We start from the raw sequence: 18011 nt of genomic DNA on the forward strand, positions 1-18011 counted from the left end.
GATCGCAAATAGAGGAAACAGTAACGTCGAAAACCGATGTCCTCAAGCGATTATTGCCGGATGGCGGCGCTTTGCGCCTTATCCGGACTACGGGAGAGAAGAACGCCAGGCCCGATAAGCGTTAGCGTTATCGGGCAACATACAGGCTATTGATTGCCGACCTGATCGCCATACGGCAACGTATCATAATCAATCAGCGCGTTTTTCTTATACGGGTTGCCAATCCAGCGCGTGGTCTCTTTGAACTGCGGGTTGGTGATGGAACGCGTCGGGTCGTAGCCATCATAGGTCAGGCCCGCTAAGTCCGACCAGGTATGGATAAGCTCGGAACTGCTGTACTTACGATCGACATCCTGTGAGAAGTCGCGCGGATGCGCCGCCTGCCATTTCTCTGAGGTCCACAGCAGGAACGGCACCGTATACATATGACGGGTTGGCGAATCTTCGTTTCGTCCCTGCGTCTTATGCGGCGGCGTGTCATACACTTCTTCACCGTGGTCGGAGAAGTAGAGCAGGAAACCGTTCGGATCGGTCGCTTTATAGTCCTTAATCAGGCTGGCGACAACATAGTCGTTATACAGGTTCGCGTTATCGTAATCGTTATACGATTCCAGTTCGTCGCTGCTTAATCCCGGCGGAACATGGTCGGTTTTACCATCAAACTTGCCCTGGTTTTCTGGATAGCGGAACTTGTATTTAATATGCGTTCCCAGCAGATGCACAATAATGAATTTTTTCGGCGCCGGGTCGGCTAACACCGCTTTAAACGGCGCCAGCACGTTGCTGTCATATTCGCGTGCGCTTTGAGTGCGCTGCTGGTTCATATAGAACTGCTTATCAGTCTGCTTAGAGAACACGGTCAGCATGGTATTACGCGCCGTCATCGTCTGCTGGTTAGTGATCCAGAAGGTTTTATACCCGGCCTGTTTCATCATATTCATCAGCGATGGCTTCGTCAGATACCAGTCCGGGTTCTTTTCGTCCGCGAACGTTAGCGCCTGTTGCAGAATCTCAATGGTGTATGGTCGCGAAGTTACCACGTTATTAAACACGGTCAGCCCGGGGTCGGTTTTATGCAGCGCGTCCAGTTCCGGCGTGGTTTCGCGCGGATAACCGTACAGGCTCATACGGCCACGCTGGGTCGATTCGCCAATCACCAGTACCAGCGTGCGCGGCGCATCGCCGGAGTGGTCCTGGAAGTTAGCCAGCGGCGGCAGGGCATCGTTTTCATTCAGCAGTTTATTCAGCGAGGCGAGCTGTAAACGGTACTGATAGTAGCCAGTAATAAATTGCCACGGCGCAGCGGGTTCCATTCGTGACGCCAGGCTATCCAGCGTTTTCTCCATCGACTTATGCTTGATAAAGGTATTCATCGCGATGGGATGGAGGATCAGCCCGTACAGCAGGGCAAACGACACCAGATAGCGCCAGGGAGATGGAATATAAACCGGGCGCAGACGTGTCCACAGCAGAATCGCCGCTACCGTATAAGCCAGGGCGACAAGAACAATTTTCAGACTGAAATATTGGCTTAAATATTCGCTGGCTTCATTGGCGTTGGTTTCAAACATCACAAACAGCACGCTTTGCGAGAACTCCTGCCCGTAGATTACGTAATAGCTCAGCGCCGCCAGCGAGGCGGCCCAAAGTACGACGCCAATAACGGCAGCAATAACCCGGATGCGGCCTGGAAACAGAAAGACCGGGATCAGCCACAGTGAGCTGTACAGTAGCGAATCCCGCAGACCGTTTGTCCCACTGTATCCGGTGAGATAAATAATGGCCTGCAGGAGGGTGGAAAAGAACCAAAAGTAGAGCAGTGCCCAGCCCAGGGCTTTCCAGCTAAACGCGGGTTTAGTCTGGAGTAATGTGGATTGCATAATGAGAGCCTGTCTTTAATCGTAGCGCCAAACGTAACGCCTGAACCTTAAAAGAATCTGAAGCAAACCTGCTTTATGCCGCACGTTTTGCTAAGAAAGATTTACAAATGCATAAAATGCAGACAGGAATATATTGAAAAAATGACGAGGATGACAGCAGTATTTCATGCCGCCCCCACATAACTGCGTGAGGGCGGCTTTCTTTTGGCGTTAGCCGGTGTTGCGCATACCGGCGGCGACGCCCGCAATCGTGACCATCAACGCCTGTTCGACGCGAGGATCGGGCGATTTGCCCTGCTCTTCAGTCAGACGGGAACGATACAGCAACTCGGCCTGCAACACGTTTAATGGATCGGTATAAACGTTTCTTAACTGAATGGACTCCGCAATCCACGGTAAGTCGGCCATCAGGTGCGAATCGTTGGCAATCGCCAGCACCACTTTAATGTCTTCTTCCAGCAGGTCTCGTAGCTCTTTGCCCAGCGGCCATAGCGTTTTCGCCACCAGACGCTGATCGTAATAGTCGGCCAGCCACAGGTCGGCTTTCGAGAATACCATTTCCAGCATCCCAAGACGCGTGGAGAAGAACGGCCAGTCGCGGCACATGGCTTCCAGTTCGCTTTGTTTACCGTCTTCCACCACTTTTTGCAGCGCAGTACCCGCGCCCAGCCAGGCTGGCAGCATCAGGCGGTTTTGCGTCCAGGCGAAGATCCACGGAATCGCGCGCAGCGATTCGACGCCGCCAGTTGGACGACGTTTCGCCGGACGTGAGCCGAGCGGCAATTTGCCCAGCTCTTGTTCCGGCGTCGCGGAGCGGAAGTACGGTACAAAGTCTTTATTTTCGCGCACGTAGCCGCGGTAGGTTTCACAGGAGATGACGGAAAGCTCATCCATAATATGACGCCAGCTGTCTTTCGGTTCCGGCGGAGGCAGCAGGTTTGCTTCCAGAATTGCGCTGGTGTAGAGCGACAGGCTGCTGACGGTGACTTCCGGCAGGCCGTATTTGAAGCGGATCATCTCGCCCTGCTCGGTCACGCGCAGACCGCCTTTCAGACTGCCTGGCGGTTGCGAAAGCAGCGCCGCGTGGGCTGGCGCGCCGCCACGGCCAATAGAGCCGCCGCGGCCGTGGAAGAGGGTGAGCTCAATGCCAGCTTTTTCACAAGTTTTGATCAGGGCGTCCTGCGCCTGATACTGCGCCCATGACGCGGCCATAACGCCGGCGTCTTTTGCCGAGTCGGAGTAGCCGATCATGACCATCTGCTTACCCTGAATCAGCCCGCGATACCAGTCGATATTCAACAACTGGGTCATCACGTCGTCGGCATTGTTCAGGTCGTCGAGGGTTTCGAACAGCGGCGCGACCGGCATGGCAAAGCCGATACCTGCCTCTTTCAGCAGCAGATGCACAGCCAGCACATCAGACGGCGTTTTTGCCATTGAAATTACGTAGGCGGCGATCGACCCTTTTGGCGCTTCGGCAATAACCTTGCAGGTTTCAAGCACTTCGCGGGTATCGTTGCTCGGCTCCCAGTTACGCGGCAGCAGCGGACGTTTGGAGTTCAGCTCGCGGATCAGGAAGGCCTGCTTGTCGGCTTCCGACCAGCTTTCGTAGTCGCCAATACCAAGGTAGCGGGTAATTTCGCCCAGCGCTTCGGTATGGCGGGTGCTCTCCTGACGGATATCAATGCGCACCAGCGGTACGCCGAAACACTTCACGCGGCGGAGCGTGTCGAGTAACTCGCCGTTGGCGATAATGCCCATGCCGCAGGCCTGTAACGACTGGTAGCAGGCGTACAGAGGTTCCCAGAGCTGCTCGTTTTGCGTCAGCAGGCCAGCCGGTTTGGGCAGCTTCTCGCCTTTCAGACGCGCTTCCAGCCAGGACTGGGTCGCCATCAGACGGGCGCGCAATTTTTTCATCAGATAGCGATACGGCTCAGACGCGCCTTCTTCGCCCACTAACGCCAGCAGCTCCGGCGTGGCGTCGACCATCGACAGTTCTGATACCAGAACATGAATGTCTTTCAGGAACAGATCGGTGGCTTTCCAGCGGCTTAACAAGAGTACGTGGCGGGTGATATCCGCCGTCACGTTCGGGTTGCCGTCACGGTCGCCGCCCATCCAGGAGGTAAAACGTACCGGCACAAAATCCACCGGCAATTTGTAGCCGAGATTTTCTTCCAGCTGTTCGTTCAGTTCACGCAGATAGTTAGGTACGCCCTGCCACAGGCTGTTCTCAACCACGGCGAAGCCCCATTTGGCTTCATCCACCGGGCTTGGACGCTGCTTGCGGATCTCATCCGTATGCCAGGATTGGGCAATCAACTGGCGCAGGCGACGCATTACCTGGTGGCGTTCGTAGTCGGCGATATCGGTATTATCAAGCTGTTTCAGACAGTTGTTGATTTCACCCATCTTGTGAATAAGCGTACGGCGGGTAATTTCTGTCGGATGGGCGGTTAACACCAACTCCAGAGACAGCGACTCTACCGCTTTTTTGATGGTTGCGTCGTTGAGGTCCGGTTGGTTTTTCAGTTTACGCAGAGTACGGGCAATCACTTCCGGGTTGCTGGCGGCTTCGCCTTTTGGCGAAATGCTGTGGTATTGCTCGGCAGTATTGGCCAGGTTCAGGAACTGACTAAACGCGCGCGCAACTGGCAGCAGCTCGTCATTAGACAAATTTTGTAGCGTGGTGAGCAGCTCCTGGCGATTAGCTTCATTGCCGGCGCGTGAAGATTTGGATAGCTTACGGATTGTTTCTACGCGATCAAGAATGTGTTCTCCCAGCGCATCCTTGATGGTTTCTCCCAGCACCTTGCCGAGCATACTGACATTACTACGCAACGCGGAATATTGTTCGTTCATATGACCCCAGACACCCCATCTCTGTTGTAATTGTCCTGCATCTTTCACGCTGCGGCGGCGTTGGCTGCGCTCTCCCACCCAGGTCACTTACTTATGTAAGCTCCCTGGGATGTGCTCGTTTGCCGTCTTGCCGCAACGCGAAATCTTTCGGACCAAGCTTTTTCACATCACTTCTCATCTTTATAAAGCCACGTAAAACCCGTGGCGTCAATTACTGCGAAATCGGTTCAGCAAACGAAAAAATGGCGGTAATTTATTAAAGTTAATTCGCATCGTGCCAAATAAGAAATGCTTATGAACATGTGGCGTAGAGATGCCGGATGGCGCTGCGCTTATCCGGCCTACAAGACGGGGTAGGCCCGGTAAACATCGCGTCACCGGGCAATATGCATTAATGCCAGCAAAAATGGTGTACTACCTGGGTAATCAATTCCCGGGTTGGCTTAATAAAACGCGTTTCGAGATATTCATCCGGCTGATGCGCCTGATTGATTGAGCCCGGACCAAGCACCAGCGTTGGGCATAATGTCTGCATAAACGGCGCTTCAGTACAGTAGTTCACCACGTCGGTTTTCGTTCCCAACAGTTTTTCTACTACTTCAACCAGTTGGTGGTCCGGTGGACACTCATAACCTGGAATCGGCGGATGTAATTCCGCCACCGTCAGGCGGCCCGGCCAGCGTTCGCTTACCGGGGCCAGCGCGTCGTTAAGCAGTCCATTAAGGTCGTTTAACGTCATGCCCGGCAGTGGACGAATATCCATATGCAATTCGCAGCAGGCGCAGATACGGTTTGAGGCATCGCCGCCGTGAATATGGCCCAGATTCAGCGTTGGATACGGAACGGTAAACGCCTCGTAGTGATACCGCGCTTTCAGCGAGTCACGCAGTTGCATGATATGGCCAATCGCATCGTGCATCAGTTCAATGGCGTTAACCCCACGCGCCGGGTCGCTGGAATGACCGGACTGCCCCAGGACGCGAACGACATTAGAGATATGCCCTTTGTGCGCGCGTATCGGTTGCAACGACGTCGGTTCGCCAATGATCGCGCAGTCCGGACGTAATGCCGTGGTTTCGGAAAAATAACGCGCCCCCGCCATGCTGGTCTCTTCATCGGCGGTCGCCAGAATGTAGAGCGGCTTTTTCAACTTTGTGACGTCAACGTCACGTAGCGCGTCCAGAATAAAAGCGAAGAAGCCTTTCATATCCGCAGTGCCCAGACCATAGAGCTTATTGTCGTGCTCGGTCAGCGTGAACGGGTCGCGCGTCCAGCGTCCGTCATCAAAGGGAACCGTGTCGGTATGGCCGGTCAGCAGCAAACCGCCCGCGCCATGTCCGGTGCTGGCGAGCATATTAAATTTGTTTCGCGTTCCTGGAACCGGTTGAACCTCTACGTTGAAACCAAGATCGCTGAACCAGCCTGCAAGCAAAGTGATTAAAGACGCATTACTTTGATCCAGGGATTCTTCGGTTGCGCTTATCGACGGTGTGGCAATCAGAGCGCGGTAAATCTCGATAAATGGCGGTAAAACGTTTTTCATTGTTGACACACCTCAGGTCATGATAGTATCAATATTCATGCATTAATTATGAATAAAAATACATTAACGTTGAGCATAAAGGAACCCGATGTTGAATACGCTGATTGTAGGCGCTAGCGGTTATGCGGGCGCAGAGCTTGTAAGCTACGTAAATCGCCACCCACATATGACCATAACCGCTTTGACCGTCTCAGCGCAAAGCAATGATGCAGGAAAGTTAATTTCTGATTTACATCCGCAGTTAAAAGGGATTGTCGACCTGCCATTGCAACCGATGTCGGATGTACGTGACTTTAGCGCAGATGTTGATGTGGTGTTCCTGGCGACAGCGCATGAAGTGAGCCACGATCTGGCGCCGCAATTTTTACAGGCCGGATGCGTCGTATTCGATCTTTCCGGCGCGTTTCGGGTAAACGATCGCGCCTTCTATGAAAAGTACTACGGATTTACTCATCAGTATCCTGAGCTGCTGGAGCAGGCGGTGTACGGTCTGGCGGAGTGGAATGCCGATAAACTGAACACGGCGAATCTGATTGCGGTTCCTGGTTGCTATCCAACCGCAGCGCAGTTGTCGCTAAAACCGCTGATTGACGGCGGGCTTCTGGATCTGACGCAGTGGCCGGTAATTAATGCCACCAGCGGGGTGAGCGGCGCGGGGCGCAAGGCAGCAATTTCGAACAGTTTCTGTGAAGTGAGTCTGCAACCGTATGGCGTGTTTACGCATCGTCATCAGCCGGAAATCGCCGTCCATCTGGGCGCGGAGGTCATCTTCACCCCGCATCTGGGGAATTTTCCGCGCGGGATTCTGGAAACCATTACCTGCCGCCTGAAAGCGGGAGTAACCCATGCGCAGGTCGCCGACGTGTTGCAAAAAGCCTATGGCGACAAACCGCTGGTGCGCCTGTATGACAAAGGCGTTCCGGCGTTAAAGAACGTCGTCGGGCTGCCGTTCTGCGATATTGGTTTTGCCGTCCAGGGCGAACATCTGATTGTGGTGGCAACCGAAGACAACTTGTTGAAAGGCGCAGCGGCGCAGGCGGTGCAGTGCGCTAATATTCGTTTTGGCTTCGCTGAAACGCAGTCTCTTATTTAGGGGTGAAATGATGAATCCATTAATTATCAAGCTGGGTGGCGTATTACTGGATAGCGAAGAGGCTCTGGAACGTCTTTTTACCGCGCTGGTCAACTATCGTGAGTCCCATCAGCGTCCGCTGGTGATTGTTCACGGCGGCGGTTGCGTGGTGGATGAGCTGATGAAAGGGCTGAATTTGCCAGTGAAAAAGAAAGACGGCCTGCGCGTGACGCCTGCCGATCAGATTGGCATCATTACCGGCGCGCTGGCGGGAACCGCTAACAAAACTCTGCTGGCCTGGGCGAAGAAACACCATATCGCCTCTGTTGGTCTGTTTCTGGGCGATGGCGACAGCGTAAACGTGACCCAACTCGATGAAGCGTTAGGCCACGTCGGGCTGGCGCAGCCGGGGTCGCCGAAGCTGATTAACATGCTGCTGGAAAACGGCTTTCTGCCGGTGGTCAGCTCCATTGGCGTAACAGAGGACGGCCAGCTGATGAACGTCAACGCCGATCAGGCGGCAACCGCGCTGGCGGCGACGCTGGGGGCCGATCTGATCCTGCTTTCTGACGTGAGCGGTATTCTGGACGGCAAAGGCCAGCGTATCGCCGAAATGACGGCGTCCAAAGCCGAGCAGCTTATCGACCAGGGCATTATTACCGACGGGATGATTGTGAAAGTGAATGCGGCTCTCGATGCTGCGCGGGCGCTGGGTCGCCCGGTGGATATTGCTTCCTGGCGTCATGCGGAACAATTGCCTGCACTGTTTAACGGCACGCCGATTGGCACGCGTATTCTGGCTTAACTATTTGTTCGCCCGATGGCGGCTGCGCCTTATCGGGCCTGCGCGAACAGAAATTGTAAGCCGGATAAGCGTAGCGCTATCCGGCAGTGAAATTCGAAGAATTTAAGGAAGTCTATTATGGCACTTTGGGGTGGGCGTTTTACACAGGCGGCAGACCAGCGGTTTAAACAATTCAATGATTCGTTGCGCTTCGATTACCGTCTGGCGGAGCAGGATATTGTCGGTTCTGTGGCCTGGTCCAAAGCATTGGTCACGGTAGGCGTACTGACTGCCGATGAGCAACGACAGTTGGAAGAAGCGCTGAACGTGCTGCTGGAAGAGGTTCGCGCGAATCCGCAGCAAATCCTGCAAAGCGATGCGGAAGATATCCATAGCTGGGTGGAAGGTAAGCTCATCGACAAAGTGGGTCAGTTGGGTAAAAAGCTGCACACCGGGCGCAGCCGTAACGATCAGGTGGCGACGGACCTGAAACTGTGGTGCAAAGAGACGGTGAGGGAACTGCTTACCGCTAACCGCCAGCTACAGAGCGCGCTGGTGGAAAACGCGCAGGCGAACCAGGACGCGGTAATGCCGGGATATACCCATCTGCAACGCGCGCAGCCAGTGACTTTCGCCCACTGGTGTCTCGCGTATGTCGAAATGCTGGCGCGCGATGAAAGCCGCCTGCAGGACACGCTTAAACGTCTGGACGTGAGTCCGCTAGGTTGCGGCGCGTTGGCGGGAACGGCCTATGAAATTGACCGTGAACAATTGGCAGGCTGGCTGGGCTTTGCGTCTGCGACCCGCAACAGCCTGGACAGCGTGTCCGATCGTGACCACGTACTGGAACTGCTTTCTGATGCGGCTATCGGCATGGTGCATCTGTCACGCTTCGCGGAAGATCTGATTTTCTTTAATTCTGGTGAAGCGGGTTTTGTAGAGCTTTCTGACCGCGTGACTTCCGGTTCATCGTTAATGCCGCAGAAGAAAAACCCGGACGCGCTGGAGCTGATTCGCGGTAAGTGCGGTCGCGTACAAGGGGCGCTAACCGGCATGATGATGACCTTAAAAGGTCTGCCGCTGGCGTATAACAAAGATATGCAGGAAGACAAAGAAGGGCTGTTCGATGCGCTCGATACCTGGCTTGACTGCCTGCATATGGCGGCGTTAGTGCTGGACGGTATTCAGGTGAAACGCCCACGTTGTCAGGACGCGGCGCAACAGGGGTATGCCAACGCCACGGAGCTGGCGGATTACCTGGTCGCGAAAGGCGTGCCGTTCCGCGAAGCGCACCATATTGTCGGCGAAGCGGTGGTAGAAGCTATTCGCCAGGGTAAGCCGCTGGAAGCGTTGCCGCTGGCCGATTTACAGAAATTCAGCCGCGTGATTGGCGACGATGTGTATCCGATATTGTCTTTGCAGTCGTGTCTGGATAAACGGGCGGCAAAAGGCGGCGTTTCTCCGCAGCAGGTGGCGCAGGCCATCGACGATGCGAAGGCGCGCCTCGCGTTGTAGGCCTTATAAGCGTAGCGCCATCAGGTAATACTGCCCGGCCGAGCATCAGCGACGCCGGGCTTTTTTACGCAAAAAAAAAGCGGACCAGAGGTCCGCAAAAGTTCACGTTGGCTTTAGTTATTTCGGGTTCGAGAGATACCCTCTGAACGGGCGGGGTCTTCAAGGGTTAAACGAGAAACCGCTCCGTTCTGTGATGTATTATTAATCAGAAAGGTTGATAGGGATAATCGTTCGTTGCTATGCTACCTATCGCCATGAACTATCGTGACGACGGAGGATGAATAATGAATATTCGTGATCTTGAATATCTGGTGGCGTTAGCCGAACATCGCCATTTCCGGCGAGCGGCGGACTCCTGTCACGTCAGCCAGCCAACCCTTAGCGGGCAAATACGTAAGCTGGAAGATGAGCTGGGCGTTATGCTGCTGGAGCGTACGAGCCGTAAGGTGCTGTTTACCCAGGCGGGCTTACTGCTGGTGGATCAGGCGCGTACCGTACTGCGTGAGGTCAAGGTGCTCAAGGAGATGGCAAGCCAACAAGGCGAGACGATGTCCGGCCCGCTGCATATTGGTTTAATCCCAACAATTGGTCCCTATTTGCTGCCGCTTATCATTCCAATGTTGCACCAGACTTTCCCGAAGCTGGAAATGTATCTGCATGAGGCGCAAACGCACCAGCTGTTAGCGCAACTCGATAGCGGCAAGCTTGACTGCGCTATTCTGGCGCTGGTGAAAGAGAGCGAGGCGTTTATCGAAGTGCCGCTGTTTGATGAGCCCATGATGCTGGCTATTTATGAGGATCATCCGTGGGCGAATCGCGATCGCGTGCCGATGTCCGATCTGGCGGGCGAGAAATTGCTGATGCTGGAAGATGGCCACTGTTTGCGCGATCAGGCGATGGGGTTCTGTTTTGAAGCGGGAGCGGATGAAGATACCCATTTCCGGGCGACCAGTCTGGAAACGCTGCGCAACATGGTGGCGGCGGGCAGTGGTATTACACTACTCCCCGCGCTGGCCGTACCGCAGGAGCGTAAGCGCGACGGCGTGGTTTATCTGCCATGCATTAAGCCGGAGCCGCGTCGTACCGTGGGGCTGGTTTATCGCCCGGGATCGCCGCTGCGTAGCCGTTATGAGCAACTGGCAGAGGCCATCCGTGGCGCAATGGATGGCCATTTCGACAAGGCGTTAAAACAGGCGGTTTAAGCCGTTCAACGCCGCAACCCGATAAGCTTCCGCCATGGTTGGGTAGTTAAAGGTGGTGTTAACGAAGTATTCGATGGTGTTACCGCCACCTTTCTGCTCCATGATCGCCTGGCCGATATGAATAATTTCGGCGGCGCGTTCGCCAAAGCAGTGAATCCCCAGAATTTCTTTGGTTTCGCGGTGGAAGAGAATTTTTAGCGTGCCGACGTTCATGCCGACGATTTGCGCTCGCGCCAGATGCTTAAACTGCGCGCGGCCCACTTCGTAAGGCACTTTCATTGCCGTTAACTGCTGCTCGGTTTTGCCGACAGAACTGATTTCCGGAATGGTATAAATCCCGGTGGGGATATCTTCGATAAGATGCGCGGTCGCTTCGCCTTTCACCAGCGCCTGCGCTGCAATACGCCCCTGATCGTAGGCGGCGGAGGCCAGACTGGGATAGCCAATCACGTCGCCCACCGCATAGACGTGCGGCAGGGCGGTCTGGTACATACTGTTGACTTTGAGCTGTCCACGGCTATCTGTTTCCAGACCAATATTCTCCAGCGCCAGCGAATCGGTGTTACCGGTACGGCCATTAGCATAGAGCAGGCAGTCAGCCTTCAGTTTTTTGCCGGATTTCAGGTGCATGATGACGCCATCATCGCAGCCTTCGATTTTCTCATACTCTTCATTGTGGCGAATAACCACGCCGCTATTCCAGAAATGGTAAGAGAGAGAGTCGGACATCTCCTGATCGAGAAAGGCCAGCAGGCGATCGCGGGTGTTGATCAGATCCACTTTCACATCCATACCGCGGAAGATGGACGCATATTCGCAGCCGATAACGCCAGCGCCGTAAATAATAACGTGGCGCGGTTCATGGTGGAGACTCAGGATTGAGTCGCTGTCATAAATGCGCGGATGCGAGAAATCCACATCACTGGGATGGTAAGGACGCGAACCACAGGCAATAACAAATTTTTCTGCCGTCAGGGTTTCAACCGTGCCGTCATGGCATTCCAGCGCCAGGGTATGTTCGTCAATAAAATGGGCGTTGCCCTGCAAGATTTCACAGTGGTTACGCTCATAAAACCCCTGACGCATACGCGTTTGTTGATTAATCACGTTATCGGCATGATTAAGGATATCGGCGAAAGAAGAACGAAGAAGACGGGAGTGGTCGCTATAGAGCGGGTTTTGATTAAATTCAATAATGCGGCTGACGGCGTGGCGAAGGGCTTTGGATGGGATGGTGCCCCAGTGGGTACATCCGCCGCCAACGTTATGATAACGTTCAATCACCGCGACGCGTGCTCCTTGCTTAACCAGACCCATTGCAGCGCCTTCACCGCCGGGGCCTGACCCTATGACGACTGCATCATAATCCCAGGAATGTGGCATGGTATTACTCACCTGTTTTTATACATAAAATAAACACGATGATAACATTTGCCCGGCTTTAACCCAATTATCGTTGTGCTTTTTTGCGAAGCCGGAGCACAAACTGTCTGTAAACAATCATTCACAATCCAGTGTGAACCCGTTACTTTTATTCTCTGGTATAGTGCCGAATAAGGCATATGGAAGGATTCAGACATTGTGATGGGTGTTAGAGCGCAACAAAAAGAAAAAACCCGGCGTTCGCTGGTGGAAGCCGCATTCAGCCAACTGAGCGCTGAGCGGAGTTTCGCCAGCCTGAGTTTGCGTGAGGTGGCGCGTGAAGCGGGCATTGCGCCAACGTCGTTTTACCGTCATTTTCGCGATGTCGATGAACTCGGTCTGACGATGGTGGATGAAAGCGGTCTGATGCTGCGTCAGTTGATGCGTCAGGCGCGACAGCGCATCGCGAAAGGCGGCAGCGTCATTCGCACGTCGGTCTCCACATTTATGGAGTTTATCGGCAACAACCCCAACGCCTTCCGTCTGTTGTTGCGCGAACGTTCCGGCACTTCAGCGGCGTTTCGTGCCGCCGTCGCACGGGAGATTCAGCACTTTATTGCGGAACTTGCCGACTATCTGGAACTCGAAAACCATATGCCGCGCGCGTTTACTGAAGCCCAGGCCGAAGCGATGGTAACTATTGTCTTTAGCGCGGGCGCAGAGGCGTTGGACATCGGCGCTGAACAGCGTCGGCAATTAGAAGAGCGGCTGGTATTGCAACTGCGCATGATTGCGAAAGGGGCGTATTACTGGTATCGCCGTGAGCAAGAGAAAATAGCACATCATTCCGAATAACGTGAAGGACGAGTAATGAAACAGTCAGGTCAAGATAAAGGTACGCTGTTGCTGGCGCTCATCGCTGGCTTATCGATTAACGGCACATTCGCGGCGCTGTTTAGCGCTATTGTGCCGTTCTCCGTATTCCCGGTTATCTCGCTGGTGCTGACGGTATATTGCCTGCATCAGCGCTACCAAAATCGTACTATGCCGGTAGGTTTGCCGGGGTTGGCCGCCGCCTGTTTCATTCTTGGCGTTTTACTGTATAGCACCGTCGTGCGTGCAGAATATCCGGATATTGGCTCTAATTTCTTCCCGGCGGTGCTGTCGGTGATTCTGGTATTCTGGATTGGCTTTAAGCTGCGTAACCGCAAGCAGGACACCGCAGAGTAGTGTGCGAAGGCCGGATGGCGGTATAACCGGCCATCCGACGTACATTTTACCTTGCGGTGAGTAATACCCCGCATTCCATATGATGCGTATACGGGAACTGATCGAATAGCGCCAGGCGAGACACCGTGTGCGTCTGGCTTAACGTTTCCAGGTTTTTGCACAACGTTTCCGGATTGCAGGAAATGTACAGAATACGTGGATAAGCCTGCACCATTTTTTCCGTTTCGCTGTCCAGACCGCTGCGCGGCGGATCGACAAAAATGGTTTCGCACTGATAGCGCTTCAGGTCGATCCCCTGCAGGCGGTTAAACTCACGAACGCCATTCATCGCCTGGGTAAACTCTTCCGCCGCCATGCGAATAATTTGCACATTATCAATATGATTAGCGGCAATATTGTACTGTGCGGCAGCGACGGACGGTTTGGCGATTTCGGTTGCCAGCACGCGGTTAAAATTGCGCGCCAGCGCTAAAGAAAAATTGCCGTTGCCGCAATACAACTCAAGCAGATCGCCTTTTGAGTCTTTCGTCACCTCCAGCGCCCACTCTAACATCTGAATATTCATGGCGGCGTTTGGCTGCGTAAAGCTGTTTTCGACCTGGCGGTAGATCATCTCTTTACCTGCCACAGGCAGACGCTCATCAATATAATCCTGATCCAATTCGATTTTAGTTTTAGTGGCCCGGCCAATCAGGTGTACGTTCAGACCTTGCGCGCGTAAAGCATCGCGTAACGCAGTGGCGGCTTCACGCCACTCTTCGTCCAGCTTCTTATGGTACAGCAACGACACTACCGCCTGGTTGCTCAAGGTCGTGAGATAATCGATCTGGAACAGCTTATGCCGCAGTGCATGATTATCGCGCACGCCGGCAATCATCGCCTTCATTAAGGTATTAATCAGTTGGCTGGCCGCCGGGAAGGTGTCAACGCGAATCCGGCTTTTGGTCTGCTGATCAAACATAATGTGGTACAGGTCATCGCCGTCATGCCACAGGCGAAATTCCGCACGCATACGATAGTGACTGACCGGCGAGCGAAATACTTCCGGAACCAGGCCAGAAAAAGGCGCCATCATACTCTGCAAGCGCGCCACTTTTTCGGCCAGCTGCGCCTCATACTGTTCTGTCGGAAGATGTTCGGGGGTCATATCGCATCCTGAATAATAAAAGTACGCGGGGATTGTAGGGATTGCTCAGTGGATGTCCAGCTATTGATGATTTCTGATTTGTGATGCGCGGTCTGGACAGGGTGTTGTGACAGACGGTAGCATCCGTGGGCCGGTCCTGTGAGTTAATAGGGAATCCAGTGAAAATCTGGAGCTGACGCGCAGCGGTAAGGAAAGGTGAGATGAGAGCGTAAGCAGACACTGCCTCCGGCGGGAAGTCATCATTTCTGCTATCCAGCCAACGGATAACCCTCCAAGCCCGAAGACCTGCCGGCTAACGTCGCATCTGGTTTTTCATCATCGCGTACTATCGATGAAGCCTGCGGCATCCTTCTTATATTGTGGATGCTTTACAATGATTAAAAAAGCTACGCTGCTGACGGCGTTCTCCGTCACGGCCTTTTCCGCTTGGGCGCAGGACACTAGCCCGGATACCCTGGTTGTCACCGCCAACCGTTTTCAGCAGCCGCGCAGCGCGGTTCTGGCGCCCGTTACCATCGTGACGCGTCAGGATATTGAACGCTGGCAATCGACCTCCGTAAATGATGTTCTGCGCCGTTTGCCTGGCGTCGATATTGCGCAGAGCGGCGGCGCCGGACAAAACTCCTCCATTTTCATCCGCGGCACCAACTCCAGCCATGTACTGGTATTGATTGACGGCGTGCGTCTGAATTTAGCAGGCGTGAGCGGGTCCGCCGATCTCAGCCAGTTCCCGGTGTCGCTGGTACAGCGCATTGAATATATTCGCGGTCCGCGCTCCGCTATTTATGGTTCCGATGCTATCGGCGGCGTAGTGAATATCATTACGACGCGCGATAACCCAGGCACAGAATTAACCGCTGGATGGGGAAGCAATAGCTACCAGAATTACGACATCTCGACGCAACAGCAACTTGGCGAAAATACGCGGGCGACGTTGATCGGCGATTACGAATACACCAAAGGGTTTGACGTGGTAGCGAAAGGCGGTACCGGGATGCAGGCGCAGCCTGACCGGGACGGCTTTTTGAGTAAAACGCTTTATGGCGCGTTAGAGCATACCTTTTCTGATCGCTGGAGCGGATTCGTGCGTGGTTATGGCTACGATAACCGTACCGATTACGACGCCTATTACTCGCCGGGCTCGCCGCTGATTGATACACGCAAACTTTATAGCCAAAGCTGGGACGCCGGGCTGCGCTTTAATGGCGAACGTATTCAGTCTCAGCTGGTTTCAAGCTATAGCCACAGTAAAGATTACAACTATGATCCGCACTATGGCCGGTATGATACCTCCGCCACGCTGGATGAGATGAAACAGTACAATGTTCAATGGACCAACAGTGTGGTCGTGGGGCACGGTAATGTTGGGGCGGGCGTAGACTGGCAGAAACAGACTACCACGCCTGGTACCGGCTATGTGCCCGAGGGATATGACCAGCGTAATACCGGGGTTTACCTGACAGGATTACAACAGTTGGGTGACTTCACTCTGGAAGCGGCGGCGCGCAGTGATGACAACTCCCAGTTTGGTCGTCACGGTACATGGCAAACCAGCGCGGGATGGGAGTTTATAGAAGGTTATCGCTTTATTGCCTCCTACGGAACCTCCTACAAAGCGCCTAATTTGGGCCAACTGTATGGTTATTACGGTAATCCGAACCTGAATCCTGAAAAGAGTAAACAGTGGGAAGGCGCATTTGAAGGGCTAACCGCTGGCGTCAGCTGGCGTATTTCAGGTTATCGTAACGATATTAATGACATGATCGATTATGACGATCATCTGCAAAAATATTACAACGAAGGTAAGGCGCGCATTAAAGGTATTGAGGCGACGGCGAATTTCGATACCGGACCGTTAACGCATACGGTCAGTTACGATTACGTTGATGCGCGTAATGCGATTACCGATACGCCATTACCCCGGCGTTCCAAACAGATGGCAAAATATCAACTTGACTGGGACGTTTACGATTTTGACTGGGGGGTGACATATCAATACCTTGGTTCCCGCTATGATTCGGATTACTCCGCTTACCCATACCGGACAGTAAAAATGGGCGGCGTCAGTTTATGGGATCTTACGGTTGCATATCCGGTCACCTCACATCTGACAGTTCGTGGTAAAATAGCCAACCTGTTCGACAAAGATTACGAGACAGTTTATGGCTACCAAACTGCAGGACGAGAATACACCTTGTCTGGCAGCTACACCTTCTGAACCACGTCCCACCGTGCTGGTATTTGATTCCGGCGTCGGTGGATTGTCGGTCTATGATGAGATTCGGCGGCTCCTGCCGGATCTCCACTATATATATGCTTTCGATAACGTGGCTTTCCCCTACGGGGAAAAGAGTGAAACGTTTATCGTCGAGCGCGTTGTCGAGATTGTGACTGCGGTACAGCAGCGCTATCCCCTTTCACTGGCGGTGATTGCCTGTAATACCGCCAGTACGGTCTCACTTCCCGCATTACGTGAAAAGTTTGCCTTCCCGGTGGTGGGCGTTGTGCCTGCGATTAAACCAGCGGCGCGGCTGACCGCAAATGGCGTCGTCGGGCTACTGGCGACGAGAGCCACGGTCAAACGTCCTTATACTCACGAGCTGATTGCGCGCTTCGCCAATGAATGTCAGATAGCGATGTTGGGGTCGGCAGAACTGGTGGAACTGGCGGAAGCTAAATTACATGGCGATTCGGTATCGCTGGAAGAACTGCGCCGCATATTACGCCCATGGCTACGAATGCCGGAGCCGCCTGACACGGTCGTTCTGGGGTGTACGCATTTCCCTCTATTACGGGACGAGCTTTTGCAAGTCCTGCCCGAAGGGACGCGGTTAGTGGATTCCGGCGCGGCGATAGCGCGTCGTACAGCCTGGCTGTTGGAACATGAAGCGCCGGATGCGAAATCAACCGATGCCAATATTGCTTATTGCATGGCAATGACGCCAGGAGCTGAACAATTATTACCCGTTTTACAGCGTTATGGCTTTGAAACGCTCGAAAAACTGCCGGTTTAATGGCGTTTTGGGTAAATACCAGGCACTTGAGAAATTATTTTAAATTTCCTCTTGTCAGGCAGAAATAACTCCCTATAATGCGCCACCACTGACACGGAACAACGGCACACAGGCCGCCGGGTCAGCAGGGTTCAGACCAGAACCTCACGGAGAAAAGCGAAAATAAACGCTTGACTCTGAAGCGGGAAAGCGTAATATGCACACCCCGCGCCGCTGAGAAAAAGCGAAGCGGCACTGCTCTTTAACAATTTATCAGACAATCTGTGTGGGCACTCGAAGATACGGATTCTTGACGTCGCAAGACGAAAAATGAATACCAAGTCTCAAGAGTGAACACGTAATTCATTACGAAGTTTAATTCTTTGAGCATCAAACTTTTAAATTGAAGAGTTTGATCATG

Annotated in this window: 13 protein-coding genes and 1 riboswitch; of the genes, 8 read left to right on the forward strand and 5 right to left on the reverse strand. The window is 53.6% G+C overall.

Translation table 11 applies throughout. The features are described from left to right. Window positions 1-146 precede the first annotated feature (146 nt). The 3 genes from ACLJR2_RS14780 to argE form a co-directional block, all read right to left on the reverse strand. On the reverse strand, window positions 147-1880 hold the full coding sequence (locus ACLJR2_RS14780; protein WP_001192092.1) for a phosphoethanolamine transferase CptA: 1734 nt from the start codon (window positions 1878-1880) through the stop codon (window positions 147-149). Window positions 1881-2090: 210 nt separating this feature from the next. Beyond that, window positions 2091-4742, reverse strand: coding sequence for a phosphoenolpyruvate carboxylase (ppc, locus tag ACLJR2_RS14785; protein ID WP_001005548.1), 2652 nt, complete (start codon window positions 4740-4742; stop codon window positions 2091-2093). A gap of 391 nt (window positions 4743-5133) precedes the next feature. Beyond that, complete coding sequence (gene argE / locus ACLJR2_RS14790; protein ID WP_000800208.1) at window positions 5134-6285, reverse strand: acetylornithine deacetylase; 1152 nt, start codon at window positions 6283-6285, stop codon at window positions 5134-5136. 88 nt (window positions 6286-6373) lie between these two features. On the opposite strand from argE, the gene argC reads away from it, so the two are divergent. The 4 genes from argC to oxyR all read left to right on the forward strand — a co-directional run bounded on the left by argC (window position 6374) and on the right by oxyR (window position 10858). Then, window positions 6374-7378 carry an N-acetyl-gamma-glutamyl-phosphate reductase gene (gene argC, locus ACLJR2_RS14795; RefSeq protein ID WP_000935336.1) on the forward strand — a complete coding sequence of 335 codons (1005 nt, stop codon included), beginning with the start codon at window positions 6374-6376 and terminating at the stop codon, window positions 7376-7378. A gap of 7 nt (window positions 7379-7385) precedes the next feature. Further along, window positions 7386-8162 carry an acetylglutamate kinase gene (gene argB, locus ACLJR2_RS14800; protein ID WP_089082247.1) on the forward strand — a complete coding sequence of 259 codons (777 nt, stop codon included), beginning with the start codon at window positions 7386-7388 and terminating at the stop codon, window positions 8160-8162. Window positions 8163-8279: 117 nt separating this feature from the next. After that, window positions 8280-9656 carry an argininosuccinate lyase gene (argH, locus tag ACLJR2_RS14805; protein ID WP_001230041.1) on the forward strand — a complete coding sequence of 459 codons (1377 nt, stop codon included), beginning with the start codon at window positions 8280-8282 and terminating at the stop codon, window positions 9654-9656. Window positions 9657-9940: 284 nt separating this feature from the next. Beyond that, the gene (gene oxyR, locus ACLJR2_RS14810; RefSeq protein ID WP_001025919.1) at window positions 9941-10858 is read left to right on the forward strand and encodes a DNA-binding transcriptional regulator OxyR; all 918 of its coding nucleotides are present in this window, start codon (window positions 9941-9943) and stop codon (window positions 10856-10858) included. On the opposite strand, the gene sthA is transcribed toward oxyR, so the two are convergent. Further along, entirely contained in the window at window positions 10841-12241 is a 1401-nt protein-coding gene (gene sthA / locus ACLJR2_RS14815) for a Si-specific NAD(P)(+) transhydrogenase (protein WP_001120791.1), read from the reverse strand. The genes oxyR and sthA overlap by 18 nt on opposite strands. 198 nt (window positions 12242-12439) lie before the next feature. On the opposite strand from sthA, the gene fabR reads away from it, so the two are divergent. Together fabR and ACLJR2_RS14825 are read left to right on the forward strand one after the other, a co-directional pair. After that, entirely contained in the window at window positions 12440-13075 is a 636-nt protein-coding gene (fabR, locus tag ACLJR2_RS14820; RefSeq protein WP_000971958.1) for an HTH-type transcriptional repressor FabR, read from the forward strand. A 15-nt stretch (window positions 13076-13090) separates the two neighbouring features. Then, entirely contained in the window at window positions 13091-13450 is a 360-nt protein-coding gene (locus ACLJR2_RS14825; protein ID WP_000813838.1) for a YijD family membrane protein, read from the forward strand. 46 nt (window positions 13451-13496) lie between these two features. Here ACLJR2_RS14825 and trmA read toward each other — a convergent pair whose 3' ends face one another. Beyond that, on the reverse strand, window positions 13497-14597 hold the full coding sequence (trmA, locus tag ACLJR2_RS14830) for a tRNA (uridine(54)-C5)-methyltransferase TrmA (protein ID WP_000186981.1): 1101 nt from the start codon (window positions 14595-14597) through the stop codon (window positions 13497-13499). Window positions 14598-14711: 114 nt separating this feature from the next. Further along, window positions 14712-14905: riboswitch (cobalamin riboswitch) on the forward strand. Between the two features lie 65 nt (window positions 14906-14970). Between trmA and btuB the strand changes: the two genes are divergently transcribed. Together btuB and murI are read left to right on the forward strand one after the other, a co-directional pair. Continuing rightward, a complete protein-coding gene (gene btuB, locus ACLJR2_RS14835; RefSeq protein WP_000591403.1) occupies window positions 14971-16815 on the forward strand; it encodes a TonB-dependent vitamin B12 receptor BtuB in 1845 nt (614 codons plus the stop codon). After that, on the forward strand, window positions 16760-17611 hold the full coding sequence (gene murI / locus ACLJR2_RS14840; RefSeq protein ID WP_000201805.1) for a glutamate racemase: 852 nt from the start codon (window positions 16760-16762) through the stop codon (window positions 17609-17611). The genes btuB and murI overlap by 56 nt, the downstream gene beginning before the upstream one ends. The last annotated feature ends 400 nt before the right edge of the window (window positions 17612-18011 follow it).

This window comes from Salmonella sp. SAL03688 (assembly GCF_046551895.1).
Lineage (GTDB): Bacteria > Pseudomonadota > Gammaproteobacteria > Enterobacterales > Enterobacteriaceae > Salmonella > Salmonella enterica.

Excerpts from the sequence above, each read along its gene's own strand:
- argB (WP_089082247.1), top strand. The coding sequence starts at position 7,386 with ATGATGAATCCATTAATTATCAAGCTGGGTGGCGTATTACTGGATAGC.
- argH (WP_001230041.1), top strand. The coding sequence starts at position 8,280 with ATGGCACTTTGGGGTGGGCGTTTTACACAGGCGGCAGACCAGCGGTTT.
- trmA (WP_000186981.1), bottom strand. The coding sequence starts at position 14,597 with ATGACCCCCGAACATCTTCCGACAGAACAGTATGAGGCGCAGCTGGCC.
- ppc (WP_001005548.1), bottom strand. The coding sequence starts at position 4,742 with ATGAACGAACAATATTCCGCGTTGCGTAGTAATGTCAGTATGCTCGGC.
- argC (WP_000935336.1), top strand. The coding sequence starts at position 6,374 with ATGTTGAATACGCTGATTGTAGGCGCTAGCGGTTATGCGGGCGCAGAG.
- argE (WP_000800208.1), bottom strand. The coding sequence starts at position 6,285 with ATGAAAAACGTTTTACCGCCATTTATCGAGATTTACCGCGCTCTGATT.
- sthA (WP_001120791.1), bottom strand. The coding sequence starts at position 12,241 with ATGCCACATTCCTGGGATTATGATGCAGTCGTCATAGGGTCAGGCCCC.
- murI (WP_000201805.1), top strand. The coding sequence starts at position 16,760 with ATGGCTACCAAACTGCAGGACGAGAATACACCTTGTCTGGCAGCTACA.
- btuB (WP_000591403.1), top strand. The coding sequence starts at position 14,971 with ATGATTAAAAAAGCTACGCTGCTGACGGCGTTCTCCGTCACGGCCTTT.
- ACLJR2_RS14780 (WP_001192092.1), bottom strand. The coding sequence starts at position 1,880 with ATGCAATCCACATTACTCCAGACTAAACCCGCGTTTAGCTGGAAAGCC.
- ACLJR2_RS14825 (WP_000813838.1), top strand. The coding sequence starts at position 13,091 with ATGAAACAGTCAGGTCAAGATAAAGGTACGCTGTTGCTGGCGCTCATC.
- oxyR (WP_001025919.1), top strand. The coding sequence starts at position 9,941 with ATGAATATTCGTGATCTTGAATATCTGGTGGCGTTAGCCGAACATCGC.